Annotated in this window: 20 protein-coding genes; 18 read left to right on the top strand and 2 right to left on the bottom strand. The window is 60.2% G+C overall.

Annotation, left to right across the window (positions count from 1 at the left end):
- The first annotated feature begins 11 nt into the window (after nt 1-11).
- The 6 genes from lgt (at nt 12) to KKO72_RS00890 (ending at nt 8049) form a co-directional block, all read left to right on the top strand.
- Nucleotides 12-824: a prolipoprotein diacylglyceryl transferase gene (gene lgt / locus KKO72_RS00915; RefSeq protein WP_214934484.1), complete on the top strand. Its 813-nt coding sequence runs from the start codon at nt 12-14 to the stop codon at nt 822-824.
- A 92-nt stretch (nt 825-916) separates the two neighbouring features.
- On the top strand, nt 917-1735 hold the full coding sequence (locus KKO72_RS00910) for an enoyl-CoA hydratase/isomerase family protein (RefSeq protein ID WP_214934483.1): 819 nt from the start codon (nt 917-919) through the stop codon (nt 1733-1735).
- A 46-nt stretch (nt 1736-1781) separates the two neighbouring features.
- The gene (locus tag KKO72_RS00905; protein WP_251140360.1) at nt 1782-2438 is read left to right on the top strand and encodes an AMP-binding protein; all 657 of its coding nucleotides are present in this window, start codon (nt 1782-1784) and stop codon (nt 2436-2438) included.
- Between the two features lie 130 nt (nt 2439-2568).
- Nucleotides 2569-3717, top strand: coding sequence for an FIST signal transduction protein (locus KKO72_RS00900; RefSeq protein ID WP_214934481.1), 1149 nt, complete (start codon nt 2569-2571; stop codon nt 3715-3717).
- Nucleotides 3714-6935, top strand: coding sequence for a PAS domain-containing protein (locus tag KKO72_RS00895; RefSeq protein ID WP_214934479.1), 3222 nt, complete (start codon nt 3714-3716; stop codon nt 6933-6935). The genes KKO72_RS00900 and KKO72_RS00895 overlap by 4 nt, the downstream gene beginning before the upstream one ends.
- Before the next feature lie 70 nt (nt 6936-7005).
- Nucleotides 7006-8049 carry an HD domain-containing phosphohydrolase gene (locus KKO72_RS00890; protein ID WP_214934476.1) on the top strand — a complete coding sequence of 348 codons (1044 nt, stop codon included), beginning with the start codon at nt 7006-7008 and terminating at the stop codon, nt 8047-8049.
- 61 nt (nt 8050-8110) lie between these two features.
- On the opposite strand, the gene KKO72_RS00885 is transcribed toward KKO72_RS00890, so the two are convergent.
- Complete coding sequence (locus tag KKO72_RS00885; protein ID WP_214934472.1) at nt 8111-8554, bottom strand: universal stress protein; 444 nt, start codon at nt 8552-8554, stop codon at nt 8111-8113.
- A gap of 77 nt (nt 8555-8631) precedes the next feature.
- Here KKO72_RS00885 and KKO72_RS00880 point away from each other — a divergent pair, with 77 nt between their 5' ends.
- The 7 genes from KKO72_RS00880 to KKO72_RS00850 all read left to right on the top strand — a co-directional run bounded on the left by KKO72_RS00880 (nt 8632) and on the right by KKO72_RS00850 (nt 14791).
- A complete protein-coding gene (locus KKO72_RS00880) occupies nt 8632-10983 on the top strand; it encodes a cation-translocating P-type ATPase (protein WP_214934469.1) in 2352 nt (783 codons plus the stop codon).
- Complete coding sequence (gene ccoS, locus KKO72_RS00875) at nt 10983-11117, top strand: cbb3-type cytochrome oxidase assembly protein CcoS (RefSeq protein ID WP_078365925.1); 135 nt, start codon at nt 10983-10985, stop codon at nt 11115-11117. Before KKO72_RS00880 ends, ccoS begins: the two co-directional genes overlap by 1 nt.
- 89 nt (nt 11118-11206) lie before the next feature.
- A complete protein-coding gene (gene ccoN / locus KKO72_RS00870; protein ID WP_180130968.1) occupies nt 11207-12643 on the top strand; it encodes a cytochrome-c oxidase, cbb3-type subunit I in 1437 nt (478 codons plus the stop codon).
- 12 nt (nt 12644-12655) lie between these two features.
- Nucleotides 12656-13282: a cytochrome-c oxidase, cbb3-type subunit II gene (gene ccoO, locus KKO72_RS00865; RefSeq protein ID WP_214934466.1), complete on the top strand. Its 627-nt coding sequence runs from the start codon at nt 12656-12658 to the stop codon at nt 13280-13282.
- Between the two features lie 14 nt (nt 13283-13296).
- Nucleotides 13297-13440, top strand: coding sequence for a cbb3-type cytochrome c oxidase subunit 3 (locus KKO72_RS00860; protein WP_207160680.1), 144 nt, complete (start codon nt 13297-13299; stop codon nt 13438-13440).
- A 24-nt stretch (nt 13441-13464) separates the two neighbouring features.
- The gene (gene ccoP, locus KKO72_RS00855; protein ID WP_214934463.1) at nt 13465-14367 is read left to right on the top strand and encodes a cytochrome-c oxidase, cbb3-type subunit III; all 903 of its coding nucleotides are present in this window, start codon (nt 13465-13467) and stop codon (nt 14365-14367) included.
- A gap of 142 nt (nt 14368-14509) precedes the next feature.
- Nucleotides 14510-14791 (top strand): nitrogen fixation protein FixH, encoded by a 282-nt coding sequence (locus KKO72_RS00850; RefSeq protein ID WP_214934460.1) that lies wholly within the window; start codon nt 14510-14512, stop codon nt 14789-14791.
- Between the two features lie 3 nt (nt 14792-14794).
- On the opposite strand, the gene fnr is transcribed toward KKO72_RS00850, so the two are convergent.
- Nucleotides 14795-15505, bottom strand: coding sequence for a fumarate/nitrate reduction transcriptional regulator Fnr (gene fnr / locus KKO72_RS00845; protein ID WP_078366994.1), 711 nt, complete (start codon nt 15503-15505; stop codon nt 14795-14797).
- Nucleotides 15506-15651: 146 nt separating this feature from the next.
- Between fnr and hemN the strand changes: the two genes are divergently transcribed.
- The 5 genes from hemN (at nt 15652) to KKO72_RS00820 (ending at nt 23595) form a co-directional block, all read left to right on the top strand.
- Nucleotides 15652-17049 carry an oxygen-independent coproporphyrinogen III oxidase gene (gene hemN / locus KKO72_RS00840; protein ID WP_214934458.1) on the top strand — a complete coding sequence of 466 codons (1398 nt, stop codon included), beginning with the start codon at nt 15652-15654 and terminating at the stop codon, nt 17047-17049.
- A gap of 9 nt (nt 17050-17058) precedes the next feature.
- Nucleotides 17059-17739, top strand: coding sequence for a sulfite exporter TauE/SafE family protein (locus KKO72_RS00835; protein ID WP_214934455.1), 681 nt, complete (start codon nt 17059-17061; stop codon nt 17737-17739).
- A 72-nt stretch (nt 17740-17811) separates the two neighbouring features.
- The gene (gene dusA, locus KKO72_RS00830) at nt 17812-18801 is read left to right on the top strand and encodes a tRNA dihydrouridine(20/20a) synthase DusA (RefSeq protein WP_214934452.1); all 990 of its coding nucleotides are present in this window, start codon (nt 17812-17814) and stop codon (nt 18799-18801) included.
- 235 nt (nt 18802-19036) lie between these two features.
- A complete protein-coding gene (gene smc, locus KKO72_RS00825; protein WP_214934449.1) occupies nt 19037-22561 on the top strand; it encodes a chromosome segregation protein SMC in 3525 nt (1174 codons plus the stop codon).
- The gene (locus tag KKO72_RS00820; RefSeq protein WP_214934446.1) at nt 22558-23595 is read left to right on the top strand and encodes a cell division protein ZipA C-terminal FtsZ-binding domain-containing protein; all 1038 of its coding nucleotides are present in this window, start codon (nt 22558-22560) and stop codon (nt 23593-23595) included. The genes smc and KKO72_RS00820 overlap by 4 nt, the downstream gene beginning before the upstream one ends.
- Nucleotides 23596-23601: the final 6 nt, after the last annotated feature.

The following is a 23601-nucleotide window of genomic DNA, read 5'->3' as shown; positions in this document are numbered from 1 at the left end:
GACCCTGACCCATGCTGATTCATCCTGAGATCAACCCGGTGGCCCTGCAGCTGGGGCCAATCGCTGTGCACTGGTACGGCCTGACTTATCTGGCGGCCTTTGGGCTGTTCATGTGGCTGGGCAATTTGCGTCTGCGCCATGAGCCGTTTGCCTCACTCACTGGCGCACAGGCCTGGAGCAAGCGTGATGTGGAAGACATCCTGTTCCTCGGTGTGATGGGTGTGGTGCTGGGTGGGCGCATTGGCTACTGCCTGTTTTACAAGCCGGACTATTACGCCGCGCACCCGCTGGAAGTGTTTGCGGTGTGGCAGGGCGGCATGAGTTTTCATGGTGGTTTGCTGGGTGTGATTGCCTCGATGCTCTGGTTTGCCCACAGCCGAAAACGTCCCTGGCTGCAGGTGGCAGATTTTGTGGCGCCCTGTGTGCCGACCGGTCTGGCAGCGGGGCGCATTGGCAACTTCATCAACGGTGAGTTGTGGGGGCGGCTGGCCAGTCCGGACCTGTCCTGGGGCATGGTGTTTCGTGGTGCGGGAGACGCGCCGCGTCACCCCTCGCAGATTTACCAGTTTTTGCTCGAAGGTCTGCTGCTGTTTGTGCTGCTGTGGCTGTATGCCCGCCAGCCGCGTCAGCGTGGACAGGTGGCGGCGGCCTTTCTGTTGGGGTATGGGGTGTTTCGTTTCATCGCCGAGTATTTCCGCGAACCTGATGCCTTCCTGGGGCTGCTGGGCTTGGGCTTGAGCATGGGCCAGTGGTTGTGTCTGCCGATGATCTTCGGCGGTATTGGTTTGTGGTTGTGGGCCCGTGCCAACTCACCCAAGGTATAAGGAAAATCATGCTCTAGCCCTTATATAAAAAGGGCTGGTAGCTACACTTTGCATAGTTAACTCGGCGTCTTCATCCGTTCAAGCTTGATCTCATGCCAGGCCATATTCGTTACCAACAAGACCCGCTGGTGGCGTCTGTCACGCTGGTTTACCCCGAACGTTTTAACGCGATGTCGCGCGCCATGTGGTCTGAGTTGCGCACGGTGGCGCAGGCCATCCAGCGCCACGACACCGTGCGCTGTGTGCTGCTCTCTGGCGAAGGTGCACACTTTTGCGCTGGTGGCGACATCTCCGAGTACACCTCCTTCCGTTTTGAAGAGGCCAGCCTGCGTGACTTTCATGAGCAGGACGTGTGGGGCGCTCTGAGCGCTTTGCTGGCCTGTGATGTGCCGATCGTGGCGCAGATCGCTGGCAACTGCATGGGCGCCGGGGTCGAGATTGCCAGCTGCTGCGACATTCGCCTGGCGGCTGCATCAGCCCAGTTTGGCGCGCCGATTGCCCGTCTGGGTTTCCCGATGGCGCCGCGCGAGGCCGCGCTGGTGGGCCGTGAAGTGGGGCTGGTGACGGCACGTCAGATGCTGCTGGAGGCGGCGGTGTTGGGCGCGCCCGATATGTTGCAGCGCGGCTTTCTGAGCCGGGTGGTCGCGGATGATGAGTTGGCAGCACAGGCCCAGGCCACGGTGCAGCGCATCATCCGTTTGGCGCCGCAGGCCGCGCGCCTGAACAAACAGACACTTCGTGCCTTAAATCCATCTCCAGCCCTTTTGGATCAAGGGCAGATTGCTACAAATACCACAGCATCCGGCGACCCGCTGCAGCCACTGTTGGTCAACGCTTATGCCTACGCCGACAGTGCCGAGCAGCGCGAAGGCATCACCGCGTTTCTGGCAAAACGTCCACCGGTGTTCTGAGCAGGTGCCTGACGATGCTGGCTGCTTGTTCCTGGGAGAGAAAGAGATGCCCCGTATGAGCCCTGCCTCGTTCAATCTCTACCAGGCCCTGCGCTCCGTGTTTCCGGCAGACCTGGACGGCACCGCGCTCGAGACCGACAGCGGCCTGGTCTACACCTGGTCCGATCTGGAGCGCGGCAGCGCCAAACTGGCCAATTTTCTGCAGTCGCTGGATGTGCCACCGGGTGCACGGGTGGTCGTGCAGGTTGACCCATCGGTCGAGGCGCTGATGCTTTACCTGGCCAGCCTGCGGACCGGGCTGGTGTTTGTGCCGCTTGACATGGCCTGCCAGGGTGCTGAGGTAGCGTCTGTCATTGGCGACGCCCAACCTGCCGTGGTGGTCTGCAGCGCGTCCCACTTTGGCTGGCTCAGCAAATTGGCGTTCCAGGCCGGCACCGCATGGGTCTTCACCCTCAACAACGACCGCAGTGGCAGCTTGCTGGAGCGCGCGGCACAAGCCTCAGACCAGCACCACCCGGTGGTCAGCTTGGCCGATGACCCGGCGGTGATCACCTATACCCGCAACACCACCGGCCACACCCATAAGCTGCTGCACACCCACGCCAACCAACTCGGCCGGGAGGGGGGGCCGCTGCCAGGTCTGGGCTTGGCCGCTCAACAGGTTCTGACCCGCCTCCAAGCTGAGCTGGCCAGGGCCCAGTAACCCACAGCGTGGGCGCTGCTGGTCAAACGGCCTCGCCGAGCCAGGGACAAAGTGCCAAAATCTGCGGTGGGCGCCATGTCGCAGCACACAGAGTCGTTAGCATCATCGACACAAGACAAAGGGACAAGCCATGCGTGTTATCCAAACCGTCCTGCGGCAAGCGAGCGATCTGGCCGAGATGCTGGTCGCCTGGGGTGATGTCAAGCCGCAGCTGGTTCTGGCCTTTGGGTCGGTCCACTGGCTCAAGGCCTTGCACACCTCGCTGGCTGGCCAGTTGACCCCGGGCACGCGCCTGGGCTGTACCTCGGCGGGCGAAATCTCCAACCAGGGGGTCACCGACGACAGCTGTGTGGTCACCGCCATCCGTTTTGAGTCGGTTCGGGTGTTGGCGGCCAGCGCCTGTCTGGCGCAGATGAGTGAGTCGTTTGTCGCCGGTCAGCGCCTGGGGCAGCAACTGCCGAAGGCTGGTCTGCGCCTGGTCTGGGTGCTGGGGCAGGGCATCCATATCAATGGCAGCGCCCTGATTGCCGGTCTGGTGGATGTGCTGGGTGATCAGGTGCTGATCACCGGTGGCCTGGCCGGTGATGGGGCGGCGTTCAAGACCAGTTTTGTGCTCGACAACAGCGGTGTGCACCCCGATCGGGTGAGCTGTGTGGGCCTGTATGGTGAGCAGCTGCAGGTGGCGCATGGCTCCTTTGGCGGCTGGGAACAGTTTGGCCCGGCGCGCAAGGTGACACGTTGCCAAGACAATGTGTTGTTTGAACTCGATGGTGAACCGGCGTTGGAGATTTACAAGCGCTACCTGGGTGACCACGCCCGCAACCTGCCCATCTCGGGTTTGTTGTTTCCGATGGCAATGCTGGGGCAGGACCAGAGCGACGTGGGGCTGATCCGGACCATTTTGGGTGTCGACGAAGCCCAGGGCAGCCTCATTCTGGCGGGTGATATTGACCCGCAGGGCTATCTGCGGCTGATGCACGCCAGCACCGACGCGCTGGTGGATGGCGCCGAGACCGCCGCACGTTTGGCCAGCGCGTGTGCCTCGTCCAGCGCAGAAGGGCTGGCCCTGCTGGTGAGCTGTGTCGGGCGCAAACTGGTCATGGGAGACCGCGTGGACGAGGAGGTGGAGGCGGTGGCCGATGTCTTTCGCCAGAAAGCCACGCTCGCGGGGTTTTACTCGTATGGCGAGATTTGTCCGATGTCCGGTGCGCTGGACTGCAAGCTGCACAATCAGACCATGACCATCACCTACCTGACAGAAACACCGGTGACATTGTGAGCAATCCCCATGCCATGCACAAGCTGCTCAGTCGCCAGATCAGGCGTTTGCTGGGTGTGGACGATACACAGGTGCCGTCCGTGCTGGTCGAACTGGTGCAGCTGTCGCGCAGCCCGGGCGTGTCCGAACCTGCAGCCCGTTTGCTGGCGGGCATGGAGGGGTTTTTGGCGCGGGTGCTGGACACCTACGAACAGAATGACCGGGATCTGGAGTTAAAAACCCGCAGCCTGCAGCTCAGTTCGGTGGAGCTGTCGCATGCCAATGACCGCTTGCGTCACGAGCTTGACAGCCGCACCCGCGCGATGGAGTCCCTGCGCGAGACTGCCAATGGCCTGATGCGGCAGATGGGGCCGTACTCCCTGGTGCTCAAGGATGACAGTCTGGAGTCGTTGTCCAAACTGATGTCGGATCTTGTAGCCCAGCGCGAAGCCAGCCAGCGTGAGCTGCAGGCCGCTCTGGCCGACCTGGCCAACCAGAAGTTTGCGCTGGATCAGCATGCGATTGTCAGCATCACCGACTTGGCAGGTGACATCACCTATGCCAATGACAAGTTCTGCCAGATCAGTGGTTACACGCGTGAGGAGTTGCTTGGGCGCAACCACCGCATGATCAATTCCGGCAGACAACACACCAGCTTCTTCAAGCACCTGTGGCAGACCATCCTCAAAGGCCAGGTCTGGCATGGAGAGATCTGCAACCAGGCCAAAGATGGCAGTATCTACTGGGTGCAGGCCACCATTGTTCCCTTGCTGGACGACGGTGCGCCACGCCAGTTCATTGCGATCCGCACCGACATCACCGCGCGCAAAGCCATGCAGGCGGCGATGGCACAGGCCGAAGAGCGCCTGCGCCGCATCACCAACGCGGTGCCTGGTGTGGTGTTTCAGTGTGAGGTGGGCGCCGGTGGCATCCGCTACACCTTCTTGAGTGAGCGGCTGAAGGAAATTCGTGGCTTGGAGCGTGATGCGCTGATGCGCAATGGCGCCATCAGTTTTGATCAGATTCTGGAGCCCGATCGCAGCCGCTGTTTGTCAGAAGTGATGGTTGCAGCCCAGCGTCGCGAGGCCTGGAGCGCTGAATACCAGGTGTTGTTACCTGACAAGCACAAACGCTGGATTCGCGCTGAGGTGCGGCCCGAGCCGCTGCCCGCTGCGGATGGGGCCACGGTGTTCACCGGGATTTGGCAGGATGTGACGGTCATCCGTGAAGCCAGTGAGCGGCTGCGTGAAGTCACTGAAAACATCCCGGTGGTGGTGTTCCAGTACCGGCTGTGGGCCGATGGTCGCCAGAGCTTCCCGTTCTGCAGTTCGGTGATGGAACAGATTTGCGGGGTGTCACACCAGACCATCATGAACGACGCCAGCAGCTTCTTTGCGCTGATTCACGCCGACGACCAGCCGGCCTTTGTGCAGGCGTTCAAGAATTCGGCACGTTTTGGTGCCCGGATCTCCCTCGACTTCAGGTTGCGCCACCAGCAAACCGGTGCGCTGATCTGGGTGCATGGCGAGTCCATGCCCAAGGCCGCCGACGACGGCGGGGTGTTGTGGAACGGTTACCTGGCCGATATCTCCCAGGCCAAACAGGCTTCCGAGGATTTGCAGCGCGCCAAAGAGGCTGCCGAGGTGGCGAGCCGGGCCAAGTCGGATTTTCTGGCCAACATGAGCCATGAGATCCGCACCCCGATGAACGGCGTGATTGGCATGACCGAACTGGTGCTCGACACCGAGCTGAGCACTGAGCAGCGTGAGTACCTGGAGATCGTCAAGCTGTCCTCGGACACCTTGCTGCGGGTCATCAATGACATCCTGGACTTCTCCAAGATCGAAGCCGGCAAGTTGCAAATCGAGGCGATCCCGTTCCAGTTGCCGCAAATGCTCAATGAAACAATCAAACAACTGGCTGTGCCCGCCCAAGCCAAGGGCCTGGCGCTGGTGTGTGATCTGGACCAGCGTGTTCCCCAGGCGCTGGTGGGTGATCCGGGCCGGTTGCAGCAGATCCTGATGAACCTGATGGGCAATGCCATCAAGTTCACCGACCATGGTGAGGTGGCGCTGTCTGTGCGCGCGGAACCCGCGCCGGGCGGACGGGTGCGCTTGCGCTGCTCGGTTAAGGACACCGGCATTGGCATTGCCCAAGCCAAGCTCGACAGCATTTTTGAGGCCTTTTCCCAGGAAGACAGCAGCATCACCCGGCGTTTTGGTGGCACCGGTCTGGGTTTGTCCATTTCTTCGCGCCTGGTGGCCGCCATGGGGGGCCAGATGTCGGTGCGCAGCGCACTGGGGGCGGGCAGCCAGTTTGATTTTGATGTGCTGATGGACTACGCAACATCCACCATGGCGTGCCAGCCCTTGCCGGGTGCAGAGGTATCCTCCTCTGACGCTGCCTCCTTGCCGGGCAACAACAGCGCCGCCAAAACCACGGTGGCGCTGGACATCTTGCTGGTGGAAGACAACGAGATCAATCAGAAGCTCGCCCTGGTGCTGCTCGGGCGCGAGGGGCACCGGGTCACACTGGCGGGCAACGGCCAGATCGCCCTGGACATCCTGGCGCAGCGGCGGTTTGACCTGGTCCTCATGGACATGATGATGCCGGTGTTTGACGGGCTGCAGGCCACCCGTTGTTTCCGTGCCACCGAGCGGGGGCGCCGCACCCCCATCGTGGCCATGACGGCCAATGTGATGCCGGGTGACCGTGAGCGTTGTCTGCAGGCAGGCATGGACGATTACCTGTCCAAGCCGATCTCGACTTCTGAGCTGAATCGTGTTTTAGCCCGCTTTGATGCTGGGTTATCAGCTGTTGAAAACGTAGCAACCAAGCGGTCTCATCCAGCCCGCCTGAAACCTGCGGCCGCAGCGGGTGCCGGATTTGATTACGCCCAGGCGCTGTGCCAGGTTGACCAAGAGGTGCTCGCGATCATCACGGATGCTTTTTTGACGCAGTGGCCTGGCGATCTGGAACAGATGATGCAGGCGCTGGCGCAGATGGACTGGCCTAACCTGCTCAACAGCGCCCATGCGATCAAAGGTGTCATGGGCCTGTTTGGCGCGCGCCCAGCCGAAGACCTGGTGGGGGAACTGGAGCAACGGGTCTGCGCCATGCAGGGCACCGGGCCGCAGGGTGATGCTCAGGCGGTGCATGCCACCCTGGTGTCTCTGGCTGCTCAGATCGAGCATCTGGTGGCGGCACTCCATGGGCGCCAGAGTGCGGTGGTACATTAAAACGAGCTTGTGTTCCAAGTCCTGTCAGCGCTCTGTCCGCAAGGGCGCCAGATTCTGAGAATGTTTGACCATGACCTACAAGGTACTGATTGTTGACGATGCCGAAATCAACTTGATTTTGTTCGAGGCGCTGCTCAAACGCATGGGCAACTGCGAGAGTCGCTGTTTCACCAATGCCGTGGCCGGACTGGCATGCGCCAAAACCGATGACTTTGACCTGATCATTGTGGACTACATGATGCCGGACCTCAACGGCATGGAGTTCATCACAGCGTTGCGGCTGACCCCCGGGCGGCAGAACATTCCGGTCCTGATGATCACCGCCAACGACCAAAAGCAGGTGCGTTACCAGGCGCTGGAGGTAGGTGCGACCGATTTTTTGACCAAGCCGGTGGACAAAATCGAGTTCATGGCCCGTGTGAAGAACATGCTGGACCTGGGCGCCAGCCGCAAGGTGTTGGAAAACCGCGCCGCCTGGCTGGCAGAAGAGGTGCAAAAAGCCACCGCAGCGATCCGAGAGCGCGAGCGCGAGACCGTCATTCGTCTGTCCAAGGCGGCCGAGTACCGCGACCCCGAAACCGGCGCCCACATCCTGCGTATGGCGCATTATTCCGAGCTGATTGGCCGGGGTTTGGGTTTGTCAGACGCCGACTGTGAGTTGCTGCTGGAGGCCGCGCCGATGCACGACATTGGCAAGGTTGGCATTGTTGACAGTATTTTGCTCAAACCCGGGCGCCTGACCCCAGAGGAGTTTGAGGTCATGAAACAGCACGCGGTGATTGGCCACGAGATCCTCAAAGGCAGCGCCTCGCGGGTGTTGCAGGCTGGGGCGGACATCGCCCTGGGCCACCACGAAAAATTCGACGGCTCGGGTTACCCTGCTGGTCTCAAAGGGGAAGCCATCCCGATCTTCAGCCGCATCGTGGCCGTGGCGGATGTGTTTGACGCTTTGATGTCGAATCGGCCCTACAAAGAGGCCTGGTCACTGGAGCGTGCCAGAGCACACATCCAGGCCCAGGCGGGCAGCCACTTTGATCCGGCTTGTGTGGTCATGTTTTTTAAACACTGGGACCGTGTGCTGGAGATTCAACAGCGTTTCAAAGACCCGGACTGAGGCCCAGAACCATAAATATGGATAGCAACCAGCCCTTGTTGTAAAAGGGCTGGAGGCCAATTTAACGCAAAACCAGCACCGGGATGTGGGAGTGTGTCAGCACTTGCTGGGTTTCGCTGCCCAGCAGCAGGCGTTTGACACCCTTGCGGCCATGGGATGCCATAACGATCAGGTCGCAGTGGTGTTTCTTGGCGGTCGAGATGATGGCGTCGGAGACGATGTCGGATTTGACCGTCACCGCCAGGGTTGTCACGCCTTTGAGTTCGGCGTCTTTTCTCACCTCGTCCACCACCGCCTGACCTTCTTCTGCCCATTGTTGTTCAATGCGACCGACCTCGGTGGCCTGAAGCGCCAGGCCACCTTCAAAATAACTTTGCGGGTACTGTGGCACCACCTTGATCACCACCAACTCCGCCTGGCACAGCGCCGCCAGCGAAATGGCGCTGTTGACGGCGGTTTTTGACAGGGGCGAACCGTCTGTGGCCACAAGAATCTTTTTATACATGGAGATTTCCTTTGCAGATCAAAAAAGAGCGCGTTCCTATACTATCAGCCGATTTTGCTACTGCTCAGGTATTTTTGATGAGTTTTCCTTCCGACGCTGACCGCCTGCCCACCCAACTGGATGCTGTCGCTGGCCGTGGCGCGGCAGCGGCTGTGCCCCAGCTTGATGTGCTGGAGGACTTGCAGGTTCTGGATGACGAGCAGGAGTGGTCTGCCTTCAGCCGCCCGGACGTCGGCCACGCGGGGTGCTGGGAGTCCAATGTCATGATCGAAGGCATGCACTGTGCAGCCTGTGCCCTGACGGTGGAGGACGCACTCAAGCGGGTTCCCGGTGTGTTGTCTGCCGATGTGAGCGCTAGCAGCCAGCGTGCCAAGGTGGTGTGGGACGCGCAGTCGGTGCGGCCGTCGCGCTGGATGCAGGCGCTGGCGGGATCGGGTTACCGGGCGCTGCCAGCCAATGACACGTTTGCCCGGGAGCGGCGCCGGGTCGAGGCACGCAAGGCCTTGTGGCGTGTGATGGTGGCCGGCCTGTGCATGATGCAGGTCATGATGTACGCCTACCCGGCCTACGTGGCCGAACCGGGCGATTTGTCGATGGAGATGGAGCAGCTGCTGCGTTGGGCCTCGTGGGTGCTGACGCTGCCGGTGATCTTGTTTTCCTGCAGTCCGTTTTTTGCCAACGCCTGGCGCGACATCGTGCACCGTCGTATCAGCATGGACCTGCCGGTGGCGCTGGGCATGCTGATCACTTTTGTGGTTAGCACCGCAGGCACCTTCGAGCCGCAGGGCATGTTTGGTCATGAGGTGTACTTTGACTCCTTGACCATGTTTGTTTTCTTTTTGTTGGCCGGGCGCTGGTTTGAATTGCGTCTGCGCGACCGCACCGCCGGTGCGCTCGAAGCCCTGATGAACCGTTTGCCCGACAGCGTGTTTAGGCAACAAGCCGATGGCGTGTTCGAGCGGGTGCCGGTGCGGCGGCTGCAGCGTGAGGACATCATCCAGGTGCGCCCTGGTGAGGCCTTCCCGGCCGATGGGGTGGTGGTGCGCGGCCAGACCTCGGTGGATGAGTCGCTGCTGACCGGTGAGTCAAGGCCGGTGGCGCGTGCCGAGGGTGATGCGGTGATCTCGGGCAGCCACAACTTGGCTGGCGTGGTCTTGGTCCGGGTGGAACGCCTCGGTCAGGAAACCCGTTTTGCACAGATTGTCAGCCTGATGGAAAGCGCCTCCACCAGCAAACCCCAACTCGCCCGGATGGCCGACACCGTGGCCAAGCCGTTCCTGATCGGGGTGCTGATTGCGGCTGCGCTGGCCTGCGCCTACTGGTGGGACACCGACCCGGAACATGCCCTGATGGTGGCGGTGTCGGTGCTGGTGGTGACCTGTCCTTGCGCCTTGTCGCTGGCCACCCCGGCTGCGATGTTGTCGGCGGCTGGTGCGCTGGCGCAACGGGGTGTTCTGGTGCGCCGGCTCGATGCTTTTGAAGCCCTCGCCGCAGTTGATACCGTGATGTTTGACAAAACCGGCACACTCACGCGCGACGCCATGGTGCTGGGCGCCATCCAGTTGGCAGACGGGCTGGACCCACAGCAGGCGCTGGCCATGGCGGCCGCGCTGGCACAGCAATCCCTGCACCCGGCGTCGCGGGCACTCGAGGTGGCGGCAGCACAGCGCGGTTTGTTGGGTCGCTGGCAGGTGGCCGATGTGGTGGAGTTGCCAGGGCGTGGTTTGAGCGCCAAGCTGGCCCTTGCAGGGGATGCCAACTCGGCCATCGAGGTGCGGCTGGGCTCGGCCGAACACTGTGGTGTGGCACAAGCTGATTCAGACACCTTGAAGGTCCACCTTGTGGAAGCGCAGCGCTGGCTGGCCAGCTTTGAGCTTCAGGAAGACGTTCGCGCCGATGCGGCAAGCACCATTGCCAGCCTGAAGGCGCGTGGTCTGCAGGTTTCGCTGTTGTCGGGTGATGCCAGTGACGCGGCCCGCCTGGTGGCAGGGGCGGTGGGCATTGATGTGTTTAAAGGCCAGTGTTCACCGCAGGACAAGCTCGACTTTCTGCGTCAGGCTCAGCTTGACAAGCGCAAGGTGGCGGTGGTGGGGGATGGTCTCAACGATGGTCCCGTGCTGGCCGGTGCGCACGCCTCGTTTGCATTTGGCCAAGCGGTGCCGCTGGCGCAGGCTCAGGCCGATTTTCTGGTGTCGGGCAGTCGGCTGGGTGATGTCGACCAAGCGATCGGCCTGGCCCGACGCACCATGACGGTGGTCAGGCAGAATCTGTGGTGGGCGGCAGCCTACAACGCGATTTGTGTTCCGCTGGCTGTGGCGGGTTGGTTGCCCGCCTGGCTCGCTGGTATCGGCATGGCCAGCAGCTCCCTGCTGGTAGTGGCCAATGCCCTTCGGCTGTCCCGCTTGCAGCCGATCAACAAGGAGATTTGATGGACATCATGTATTTGTTGGTCCCGCTTTCGGTGGTTCTGGTGTTTTTTATCATTGGCGGTGTCTGGTGGGCGATATACCGCGGGCAATTTGAGGATGTTGACAAAGAAGGCGAGAGAATACTCAAAGATTGAAGGGGAATTCAAGGGATAATTGACATGTGTCAAATCGGCGGCGCAAGTGAAACAAGACACTTTGCGCCTCAAACTAAGAAGAGGTGAACATGGCATTTGTAAATTCGCAGGCGACGACGTACAGCGATAAAGTTGTACGGCAGTTCGCCATCATGACCGTGGTCTGGGGTGTGGTGGGTATGCTGGTTGGCGTGATCATTGCTGCACAACTGGCATGGCCTGAGCTGAACCTGGGTATTTCCTACCTGTCTTTTGGTCGCTTGCGACCCTTACACACCAATGCTGTGATTTTTGCGTTTGGCGGCTGCGGCTTGTTTGCGACGTCTTACTACGTGGTCCAGCGGACCTGCCATGTTCGGCTTTTTGCCGAGAAGCTGGCGGCCTTCACTTTCTGGGGCTGGCAAATTGTGATTCTGTCGGCCGCGCTGTCCCTGCCACTGGGTTTTACCAGCGGCAAGGAATACGCTGAGCTGGAATGGCCGATTGACATCCTGATCACCGTAATCTGGGTCTCGTACGCCATCGTGTTTTTTGGCACGGTGGGTACACGCAAGGTCAAACACATCTACGTGGCCAACTGGTTCTTCGGCGCCTTCATTTTGGCGGTTGCTTTGCTGCACCTGGTCAACAGTGCGGCAATTCCGGTGGGTGCCATGAAGTCTTATTCTGCTTACGCAGGTGTGCAAGATGCCATGGTGCAATGGTGGTATGGCCACAATGCGGTGGGTTTCTTCTTGACCGCAGGTTTCCTGGGCATGATGTATTACTTCATTCCCAAGCAGGCCGGTCGCCCGGTGTATTCGTACCGTCTGTCGATTGTTCACTTCTGGGCGCTGATCTTCACCTACATGTGGGCGGGTCCCCATCACTTGCATTTCACTGCGCTGCCTGACTGGACCCAGTCGGTGGGTATGGTGTTCTCCCTGATCCTGTTGGCTCCCAGCTGGGGCGGCATGATCAACGGCATCATGACCCTGTCTGGTGCTTGGCACAAACTGCGTGACGACCCCATCCTGCGTTTCCTGATCGTTTCCCTGTCGTTCTATGGCATGTCGACCTTCGAAGGCCCGATGATGTCCATCAAGACGGTGAACGCATTGTCTCACTTCACCGACTGGACCGTGGGCCACGTGCACTCGGGTGCTTTGGGCTGGGTGGGTATGGTCACCATGGGGTCCATGTATTACCTGATTCCTCGCCTGTTTGGTCAGAAGCAGATGTACAGCGTCAAGGCCATTGAAGTTCACTTCTATACAGCCACGATTGGTATCGTGCTCTATATCGCAGCTTTGTGGATTGCCGGTGTGATGCAAGGTCTGATGTGGCGTTCGATCAATGCCGATGGCACCTTGACCTACACCTTTGTTGAATCCGTCAAGGCCAGCTACCCGTTTTATGTCTTGCGCTTGGTGGGTGGTTTGTTGTATCTGGGCGGCATGATCGTGATGCTTTGGAACACGATCAAAACAGCGACCAGCGGACGGGCTGTGTCAGTCAACATCCCTGCTGTTGCAGCGCACGCTTGAGGAAAAAATATCATGGCGAATTCAAATAACGAAGGTGGTTTTTCCCACGGTGCCATCGAGTCCAACAATGGCTTGATGATTGTTTTGATCCTGATTGTTCTGTTGTTTGGTGGTTTGGTGGAAATTGTTCCGCTCTTCTTCCAAAAGACAACCACTCAACCAGTTGCGGGTTTGAAACCCTATACCGCGCTTGAGCTGGCGGGGCGCGATATCTACACCCGTGAGGGCTGCTACAACTGTCACTCGCAGATGATCCGTCCGTTCCGGGCTGAAACGCTGCGTTATGGCCACTACTCGCTGGCGGGTGAGTTCGTTTACGACCATCCCTTCCAGTGGGGTAGCAAACGCACGGGTCCCGACCTGCACCGTATCGGCGGCAAGTACAGCGACCAATGGCAAATCACCCATTTGAACAACCCGCGTGATCTGGTTCCTGAGTCGATCATGCCTGCATACCCCTGGTTGTCCAAAGCCATGGTGGATGCAGACAGTCTGCCAGCTCACATGAAAGGTCTTCGTACGGTTGGTGTTCCCTACACGGATGAAGACATCGCTGGTGCAGCTGAGGCTGTGAAAGGTAAAACCGAGATGGAAGCACTGGTTGCTTACCTGCAAGGTTTGGGTCTTCACGTCAAATAAACCGGGATGCAGTGATGGAAATTGATGTCAACACTGCAAGAGTTGTGGTTACTTTGCTGAGCTTTGTCATGTTCATCGGGATCATGGTGTGGGCTTATTCCAGCAAGAACGCTTCTGAATTCGACGAGGCCGGGAAACTGCCTTTCGATCAGGACTGACTCAGACACTGAGAGGTAAAAGAAATGAGTGATTTTGTAAACGGATTCTGGTCCATGTATGTCGCGGGCCTGGTCGTTGTGAGTATTCTTGCGTGCCTGGTTTTGCTGGTCATGTCGGGCAAAGCCAAGGCCATGACCGCCAGTGACAACACCACCGGTCATGTGTGGGATGACGATTTGCGTGAAATGAATAACCCGCTGCCCAGGTGGTGGAGTTATTTGTTTGTGCTGACCGTGATTTTTGGTTTTGGCTACCTGGCGCTGTATCCTGGATTGGGAAGTTACCCGGGCCTGCTGGGTTGGACCTCTAGCGGTCTGCATGCCGCCGAGATCAAACAAGGTGAAGAACAGACGGCACCGGTGTATGCACGTTTTGCCAACATGACGCCTCAAGACATCGCCAAAGATCCGGCGGCGATGGCCATTGGTGAACGTCTGTACAGCAACAACTGCGCTCAGTGTCATGCTTCTGATGCCCATGGCAACAAGGGTTTCCCTAACCTGACCGATGGCGATTGGCTGCACGGTGGTACACCTGAGAAGATCACTGAGACCATCCAGCTGGGTCGGGTTGGCAACATGCCTCCGATGGCCGCAGCACTTGGTACTGAAGAAGATGTCAAGAATGTGGCTCAGTACGTGTTGAGCCTGTCAGGCAGCCCGCACGATGCGGCCAAGGCCGCTCTTGGCAAAGAGAAGTTTGCTGTCTGTGCCGCTTGCCATGGCGAAGATGGCAAAGGTATGCAAGCCCTGGGCTCCGCCAACTTGACAGACAACATCTGGCTGCACGGTTTTGGTGAAAAGGCCATCATCGAACGTATCAACAACGGCGTGGTCAATGTCATGCCCGCACAGGCCTACCATCTGACTGAACCACAAATCAAAGTGTTGACGTCTTACATCTGGGGCCTGTCCAACAAGCAATAAGCATGTTGGTTCTGGGTGGGGTCTTGGCCCCATCCGCGCCAGAGCTAGACGCATGATGAGAGGGAAACAGCCATGTTTCCCTCTTTTTTTGTTACAAGGTCAATTGTTCTTTGCAGAACCTGAGGATGAAAGAGGAATACCGATGAGAAATGAGTCTCTGAACGACGACAAACCCTGGTGGTCTTACGGTCACGTGTGGCTGGTGATCAGCGGCCCGGTTGCCGTCATTCTTGCGTGCATCGTGACTTTTTATTTCATTGCCAACAGCCCGAACCAGATTGTGTCGGGCCAGGACATTGAAATCGAACACATCAGGTCGTCAAAAACCATCGAGAGTGGTGACGCACCAGCGATGATGGCGCGCAACCATGCTGCCACGGGTGTCATCCCCGCCCCCAAAGCGTCCCCTGAGTTGTCGAAGTAAGGACTACTTCGGGTTGACGATGTCTTGCAGCGCGCTGGTGTTGAGGATGTGCACGTGGCGCTGCTTGACAGCAACGATACCGTCCTCGACAAACCGCGAGAAGGTCCGGCTGATGGTCTCCAGTTTGAGGCCCAGGTAGCTGCCAATCTCTTCACGGGTCATTCGCAGGATCAACTCCGACTGTGAAAAACCGCGTGAATGCAGGCGCTGCGCCAGGTTCAGCAAAAAGGCTGCCAGACGTTCTTCGGCCCGCATGCTGCCCAGCAGAAGCATCACACCATGTTCTCTCACAATTTCACGACTCATGATCTTGTGAACGTGGTGCTGCAACGCATTGACCTCTCTTGACAGCGCTTCAATCTGGGCAAAGGGCATGGCACATATTTCGGCATCCTCCAAAGCCACCGCATCGCAGGAGTGGTAGTCATTGACGATGCCATCCATGCCAATGATCTCCCCGGCCATCTGAAAACCTGTGACCTGATCGCGCCCGTCTTCAGAGGTGATACACGTCTTGAAGAAACCGGTGCGTATCGCATACAGGTTGGTGAAGCGTTCACCGTTATGAAAAAGGGTCTCACCACGCTTGACCTTGCGCCTGGAGCCAATCATTTCATCGATACGATTGAGTTCGTCCTGGGTCAGGCCAATGGGCATACACAGCTCGCGCATATTGCAGTTGGCACAAGCGATTTTGATGGTCTCATAGTTCATGATCACGATTTTGACATTGTTCTTCACCAACAGCTGACAAATGTCAAATTGAGCTTATTCGGTTTCTCCCTCTTGGTTGATCAATATCAAGTGCCAAAAAGAGGGCAAGCGGCACAGTTACAGCGTCTGAAATAAGGGAATTTTCAATGATCGAATCTGCAGCAGAACCCATCTCCGAAGCATTGATCCGGCAGTACGATGTGTCCGGGCCCCGGTACACCTCCTACCCAACCGCTGATCGCTTCGTTGAGGCATTTACCGCTCAGGATTACGCTCTGGCGCTGGAACAGCGTCGTTCTGGCGCTGCCGCGTTGGCGCTGCCACTGTCTCTGTATGTTCACATCCCGTTTTGCGAGGCCCTGTGTTACTACTGTGCCTGCAACAAGATCATCACCAAACACCATGATCGCGCCGCGGCTTACCTGCGTTACCTGAGCCGGGAAGTCGACCTGCACACCCAACACATGGGTCTGGGTCAGGCCGTGTCACAACTGCATTTTGGTGGTGGTTCCCCCACCTTTTTGTCAGACGCTGAATTGCGTGACCTGATGGCCTTGTTGCGCCGCAGTTTCAAGCTGCTGCCTGGTGGGGAGTATTCGATCGAGATTGACCCCCGCACCATCGACAACCAACGTTTGGACGTGCTAGCCGAGCTTGGCTTCAACCGGCTGAGTTTTGGTATCCAGGACTTCGACCCGGCGGTGCAAAAAGCGGTGCACCGCATCCAGCCGGCAGAACAGGTGTTTGCGTTGGTGGCTGCAGCGCGCGAGCGTGGTTTTGAGTCGGTCAATGCGGACTTGATCTATGGTTTGCCTGAACAAACCCCCGAGTCGTTTGACCGCACCCTGGCGCAGATTGTGGAATTGCGGCCCGAACGCATCGCTTTGTATGCCTACGCCCACTTGCCCGAACGCTTCAAACCACAGCGCCGGATCTCCTCGGTCGAGATCCCCACCGCTGCCGCCAAGGTCTCGATGTTGGCGCGCTCCATGGCGGCCTTCATGGCGGCGGGTTATGTCTACATCGGTATGGACCACTTCGCCTTGCCCACGGACTCGCTGGCCATTGCCAAGCGCCAGGGGCGGCTGCACCGCAACTTCCAGGGGTACAGCACCCAGCCCGATTGCGACATGATTGGCCTGGGCGTATCGTCGATTGGCCGGGTGGGCGCCACTTACAGCCAAAACGCCAAAACGCTGGAAGAGTATTACGACTTTCTCGACCAGGGGCAGTTCCCGATTGTGCGGGGTCTGGCGCTGTCGCGTGACGACCTGGTACGTCGGGGTGTCATCATGGCGCTGATGTGCCAAGGGCAGCTGTCCTACGAGTCCATCGAGTCGGCCTATCTGATCGATTTCAAACAGTACTTCGCCAAAGAAATGGAAGTGATGGAAGCACAGGTGGAGCAGGGCTTGGTGACGCTGGAGGAGTCCGGTATCCAGGTGACCACCAAGGGCTGGTTCTTTGTTCGGGCGGTGGCCATGGTGTTTGACCGCTATTTGCAAACTGACCGTACACGCACCAAGTTTTCCAAAATCCTCTAACCTGAGGGCATGCAAACAGCCCTCGCCACCACCGCCTTGTTCATGGGACTCGCAGGCGGCCCCCACTGTATTGCCATGTGTGGCGCGGCTTGCGCCGGTATCGGGCGTGCCGCAGGTGAACGTCAGCTCTCGGCCATGTGGGTCTTTCAAGGCGGCAGAATCCTTGGTTACGCGGCCATGGGCGCGCTCGCCGCCGCGTCGATGCAGGGCCTGGGTTGGATGACGGTACAAAGCGCGGCCTTGCGGCCGGTCTGGACACTGTTCCATGTGGCGGTGCTGGTGATGGGACTGGTCCTGCTGTGGAACGCGCAGCAACCCATCTGGCTTGAACAACTTGGCAAAAAAATCTGGACCAAGGCGCGCAGCCTGGTGGTTAGCCGGGGTTTGTCGGGCACCCTGGCTCTGGGGGTGTTGTGGGCTCTGTTGCCCTGTGGCCTGTTGTATTCGGCGCTGCTGGTGGCGGGTTTGTCGGGCCATGTCCTGGACGGTGCCCTGGTCATGGCCTTGTTTGCACTGGGCACCACGGTGTCAATGATGCTCGGTCCTTGGTTGTGGCTGCGTTTGGGGCGCAACAGCCAGGGCGATTGGGGTGTCAGGCTGGCTGGCCTGGCTCTGGCGGGCAGTGCGGCCTGGGCTTTGTGGATGGCTTACGCCCATAACCAGGCGCCTTGGTGTTTTCCACCCGGATAGCTTGCTGACCTCAAAGACGCGGCGTTTGTTCTGCTGGATTGGCTCCAGCGGCTGGCTGGGATAATCCAGCCCATGCAACCCAAGTTTTCCGTAGAACCCCAAAGATGGCGTTTGTCCGTGGCGCCCATGCTCGACTGGACTGATCGCCATTGCCGTTATTTCCACCGGCTGCTGTCGCGCCAGGCCCTGTTGTACACCGAGATGGTGACCACCGGCGCGCTGATCCATGGCGATGTGGCGCGCCACCTGCGTTTTGACGTTGAGGAGCAACCCGTCGCCCTGCAATTGGGTGGCAGCGCCCCCACCGATCTGGCCACCTGCGCCAAATTGGGCGCTGACTGGGGTTATTCGGAGATCAACCTCAACTGCGGTTGCCCGAGTGAACGGGTGCAGCGCGGCGCTTTTGGCGCCTGCCTGATGGCCGAGCCACAACTGGTCGCGGATTGCGTCAAGGCGATGGTCAATGTGGTCGATGTGCCGGTCACCGTCAAACACCGCATTGGCATCGACCAGGTGGAGAGTTATGACTTTGTCTGCGATTTTGTGGGCGCGGTCAGCCAGGCCGGTTGTTCGACCTTCATCGTGCATGCGCGCAATGCCTGGCTCAAAGGCCTGAGCCCCAAGGACAACCGCGACATTCCGCCGTTGCGTTACGACTGGGCCTACCGCCTCAAACGTGACTTCCCACAGCTGACCATCGTGCTCAACGGCGGTATCACCACCACCGAACAGTTACAGACCCATCTGGCCCAGGTCGATGGGGCCATGCTCGGCCGCGAGGCCTACCACAACCCCTGGTGGCTGACCGAGTGGGATGCGCTGCTGGGCGCTGCGCCGGCAGCTGTTGGCCTCAGCCGCGAAGCGGTGGAGCAGCAGATGGTGGACTACATGGTCCGTGAACACGCCGCCCACGGCACCCCCTGGCCAACGATGGCCCGGCACATGCTGGGCCTGCGCCATGGCCTGCCGGGTGCGCGCCATTGGCGCCGTGTCTGGAGTGACCACAGCCTCAAAACCTTGCCCCCAGCCCAGGTCATGGCCATTGCCCATGGGCACAAATAAACATAAGAAATTGGCTTCTGGACCTTTATTTGAAAGGGCTAGATGCTATGGTTTTGTTGACAAACGATGCTGTTTTTTTCGTGGCCAGACTGCTATCGCCCGCACCAGTGGGTGGCTGTGTGCCAGGCTGCGTCACAGCTGTGCCAAGTCAGGCAAGTTATCATGACGCCGTTGTGGCAGGCCGCCTGTGAAACGCTGATGCCTTCCCACCTTTAGCCCAGAATCCTCCCCACCCGTGCGTCTCAATTCCATCAAGTTAGCCGGCTTCAAGTCGTTTGCTGAGCCCACCAATTTTCTGTTGCCCGGCCAACTGGTCGGCGTGGTGGGCCCCAACGGCTGCGGCAAATCCAACATCATGGACGCGGTGCGCTGGGTGCTGGGTGAAAGCAAAGCGTCCGAGCTGCGTGGTGAGTCGATGCAGGACGTCATCTTCAACGGCACCACCACCCGCAAACCCGCCAGCCGCGCCAGTGTTGAACTGGTGTTTGACAACGACGACCACCGCGCCGGTGGCCAGTGGAGCCAGTTTGCCGAGATCGCCGTCAAACGTGTGTTGACCCGCGACGGCACCAGCAGCTACTACATCAACAACCAGGTGGTGCGCCGCCGCGATGTGCAGGACGTGTTCCTGGGAACCGGCCTGGGGCCACGCGCCTACGCCATCATCGGCCAAGGCACCATCAGCCGCATCATCGAGAGCCGCCCTGAAGAGCTGCGCCTGTTCCTCGAAGAAGCCGCCGGTGTCTCCAAGTACAAGGAACGCCGCCGCGAGACCGAAAACCGCCTGCACGACACCCGCGAGAACCTGACCCGGGTTGAGGACATCTTGCGCGAGTTGAACGCCAACCTGGACAAGCTGGAAAAACAGGCCGAGGTCGCGAAAAAGTACAACACCTTGTCTGCAGCCGCGTCACTCAAGCAGCACCAGCTCTGGTTTTTGAAGCGCGCCGAGTCCGAGACCGACCAGACCCGGGTCCATACCGAGGCGCAAGAGGCGGTCAATGCACTTGAATCTCGCATGGCCGACTTGCGCCATGTGGAGGCTGAGCTCGAAACCGTGCGCCAGGCCCACTATGCAGCCGGTGACCAGGTCAACCAGGCCCAGGGCAAGCTCTACGAGGCCAGCACCGAAGTCGGTCGCCTGGAGGCTGAAATCCGTTTTGTGGTCGAAGGCCGCCAGCGCGTCGAGCTGCGCCTGGCCACCTTGCAAGAACAGGCCGCTCAATGGGCCACGCGCAGCCAGGACGCGCAGACCGAGTTGGAAAACCTGTCCGAGCTGGAGCTGCTGGGCGAGGAAAAAAACGAGTTGCTCGCCGCCCAGGTCGAAGACCAGGCCCAGCAGCTGCCCGAACTCGAAGAAGCGCTGCGCCAGGCGCAACGCGCTGCCAACGAACAACGCGCTGGTGTGGCCCAGGTGCAGCAGCAGATTGGGGTGCTGGCCGCTGAGCAGCGGGGTATTGAAGAACAAACGCGCCAGCTCGGCACGCGCCGAGAACGCCTGCAACAAGACCGCCAGAACCTCACTGCGCCCGACGAGGTCGCATTGCTGGACCTGCAGGCCCAGCTCAGCAACGCGCAGGAACAGGCCGAGATCGAGCAGGCCCGCCTAGCCGAGTTGCAAACCAGCGCCCCCGAGCTGGACGAACAACGCCGCTTGCAGCAGCAACTTGTCAACACCGAATCCGCCAGCCTGGCTGATTTGTCGGCCCGGCTGGAGGCGCTCAAGGCCTTGCAAGAACGCGTCAAGACCGACGGCAAGTTGCAGCCCTGGTTCAAGAAACATGGGCTGGACCATTTGCAAGGCCTGTGGAGCCAGCTACACATTGAACCCGGTTGGGAAAACGCGCTGGAGTCCGCCCTGCGTGAGCGCCTGAGTGCGCTCGAAGTCAGCCGCCTGGAACTGGTGCGCGCTTTTGCCCAGGACGTGCCCCCTGCCAAATTGGCCTTCTACAGCCCGGCCACCCCGGTGGCCACTGCGCCCGCGACCACGTTGGTGCGCTTGGCTAGCCTGCTGCGTGTGCACGATGCTGGCCAGCAGGCGGTGCTGGACGACTGGTTGCAAGGCTGCTTCACGACCGAGAACCTGGAAGACGCGCTGAGCCGCCGCGACAGCCTCTTGCCCGGCCAGACCATTTTTGTCCGGGCCGGTCATGCTGTCACACGCAGCAGCGTGAGTTTTTACGCACCCGACTCCGAGCAGGCAGGCCTGCTGGCTCGCGCGCAGGAGATCGAGAACCTGGACCGCCAGCGCCGTGCCCAGGTGCTGATCCACGAAGAGGCCCGCACCCGGCTGGCACGCGCCGAGGCCGCGTATGCCGACGCCTCGCAGCGCCTGCAAACCGCGCGGCGCGAGGCCACCGAGGTCCAGGCGCGGGTCCACACCCTGCAGGTCGACACCCTGCGTCTGAGCCAGGCCGCCGAGCAAGCGCGCCAGCGCAGCGCCCAGATCTCTGAGGACCTGGCCGAGGTGGACGCCCAGCTCGAAGACCTGCAAGAGCGCCGTGTCAGCGCCGAGGTCCGGTTTGAAGAACTCGACATGCAACTGGCCGACACGCAGGAGCGCCACGCCCAGCTTGACGACGCGGTGATCAGCGCCGAGCGCCGTTTGAATGAATGCCGCGAGCAGCAGCGTGGCTTGGAGCGCCAGATGCAGGAAGCCAGCTTTGCGCTGCGCAGCCTGGGCGCGCGCCGTGCCGAGTTGTCACGCGCTATTGAAACCGCAGCGCAACAGTCAGATTCTGTGAGGGCTGAGGCCCAAAGAGCCCAAGATGAGTTGTTGCGTCTGAACGACGCCGCGGCGCAAGGTGGCCTGCAGCAGGCACTGGCCGAGAAGTTGGAGCGTGAAAAACACCTGGGCGCCCAGCGCAGCCTCTACGACGATCTGACCGCCAAATTGCGCGCCAGTGACGAGCGCCGCCTGCAACTGGAACGGGCACTGGACCCACTGCGTGCACGCATCACCGAGTTCCAGCTCAAGGAGCAAGCGGCCCGGCTCGGCTTTGAGCAATACACCCAGCTGCTGGCCGATGCCCAGGCCGATCTGGCGGCGGTGGCGGCCTCGGTGGCTGACGGCGCGGTGCGCTTGACTGGTCTGCAGTCTGAAATCGACCGGCTCAACCGTGAAATCACCGCGCTGGGTGCGGTGAACCTGGCTGCGCTGGACGAACTGGCGGTGGCGGGGGAACGCAAGGCTTTTCTGGATTCGCAGAGTGCCGATTTGGTGGAGGCCATGAACACGCTGGAGAGCGCCATCCGCAAGATCGACGGTGAAACCCGCGAGTTGCTCTCGGGCACCTTCAACACCGTCAACGAACACTTTGGCCGCATGTTCCCCGAGTTGTTTGGCGGCGGCAATGCACGCCTGGTGATCAGCGGTGACGAGATCCTGGATTCGGGCGTGCAGGTCATTGCCCAGCCGCCTGGCAAAAAGAACCAGAGCATTGCGCTGCTGTCGGGGGGAGAGAAAGCCCTGACCGCGATTGCGCTGGTGTTTGCCATCTTCCAGCTCAACCCGGCGCCGTTTTGCTTGCTCGACGAGGTCGATGCGCCGCTGGACGACGCCAACACCGAACGTTATGCGCGGCTGGTGAAAAGCATGAGTCACGAGACACAGTTCCTGTTCATCAGCCACAACAAAATCGCCATGGAAATGGCACAGCAACTCGTGGGTGTCACCATGCAGGAGCAAGGTGTCTCGCGCATTGTGGCGGTGGACATGGACATGGCCCTGAATCTGGCCGATCAAGGGGAAATAGGATGAATTCGTTGCAATTGGGGCTGGCCGCGTTGGGTGGTCTGCTGCTGCTGGGCCTGTTGGGTTATTACCTGTGGCTGTCGGGCAAAAGTCGGCCACGCCAGCCGCCAGCCGCGGCCTCCGTTGACACCCAGCCCTTCGAGCGTGAACCCACGCTCGACATCGCCGCGCTGGACGGCAGTTTTGAGGACCCCGGTTTTGTCATCCCTGCGCCCGAGAAAAAACCCGCGCTGGACAGCCTGCTTGATGTGATCGCCCCCATTGCGTTGGACGCCCCGGTCTCGGGTGACGCGGTGCTGGCGGCACTGCCGCCGACCCGGCGCGTGGGCAGCAAACCCTTTGCGGTGGAAGGTTTGAACACCAGCACCCAGCGCTGGGAGGCGCCCCACGCTGGCCAGCGTTACAGCCAGCTGCAGGCCGGTTTACAACTGGCCAACCGGGCTGGTGCGGTGAACGACATTGAGTTTTCAGAGTTTGTGGTCAAGGCCGAAACCTTTTGTGAGCTGATCAACGGCACGGCCGACTTCCCCGAGATGCGCCGCGAGGTCACCCGCGCGCGCGAACTGGACCAGTTTGCCAGCGACCACGATGCACAGATTGTGTTTGTGCTGCGCGCCCGGCGCTCAGCCTGGAGTGCCAGTTATGTGCAGCAGATGGCGACGCGCCTGGGTTTTGTGCCGGGTTCGATGCCTGGGCGCATGGTCCTGCCCGGTGCCAGCGGCCCGGTACCGGTGCTGAGCCTGAGCTTTGATGCGCAGGCGGCGCTGTCCGAGGACATGGCTCAGTCCGCTTTGCGTGATCTGACCCTGGCGCTGGATGTGCCGCAGGTTGATCGCAGCGAACAGGCCTACACCCGCCTGTGTGAATGTGCCCAGGTGCTGGCCAAGGAGATGGACGGCATCGTCACCGACGACCACGGTGTGGCTCTGCCGCCCGAGGCCATGTCGGTGATTGCCGCCGAGCTGGAACAGCTCTACGCCACGCTGGAGCAGCGCGAACTCAGCGCCGGTTCGGTGTTGGCGCGCCGCTTGTTTTCTTAACAGACC

Origin of the sequence: Rhodoferax sp. U11-2br (assembly GCF_018619435.1) — a bacterium.
Classification (GTDB): domain Bacteria; phylum Pseudomonadota; class Gammaproteobacteria; order Burkholderiales; family Burkholderiaceae_C; genus Rhodoferax.
Note: the sequence above shows the minus strand (reverse complement) of the source record. Positions and strands in the feature narration are given on the sequence as shown.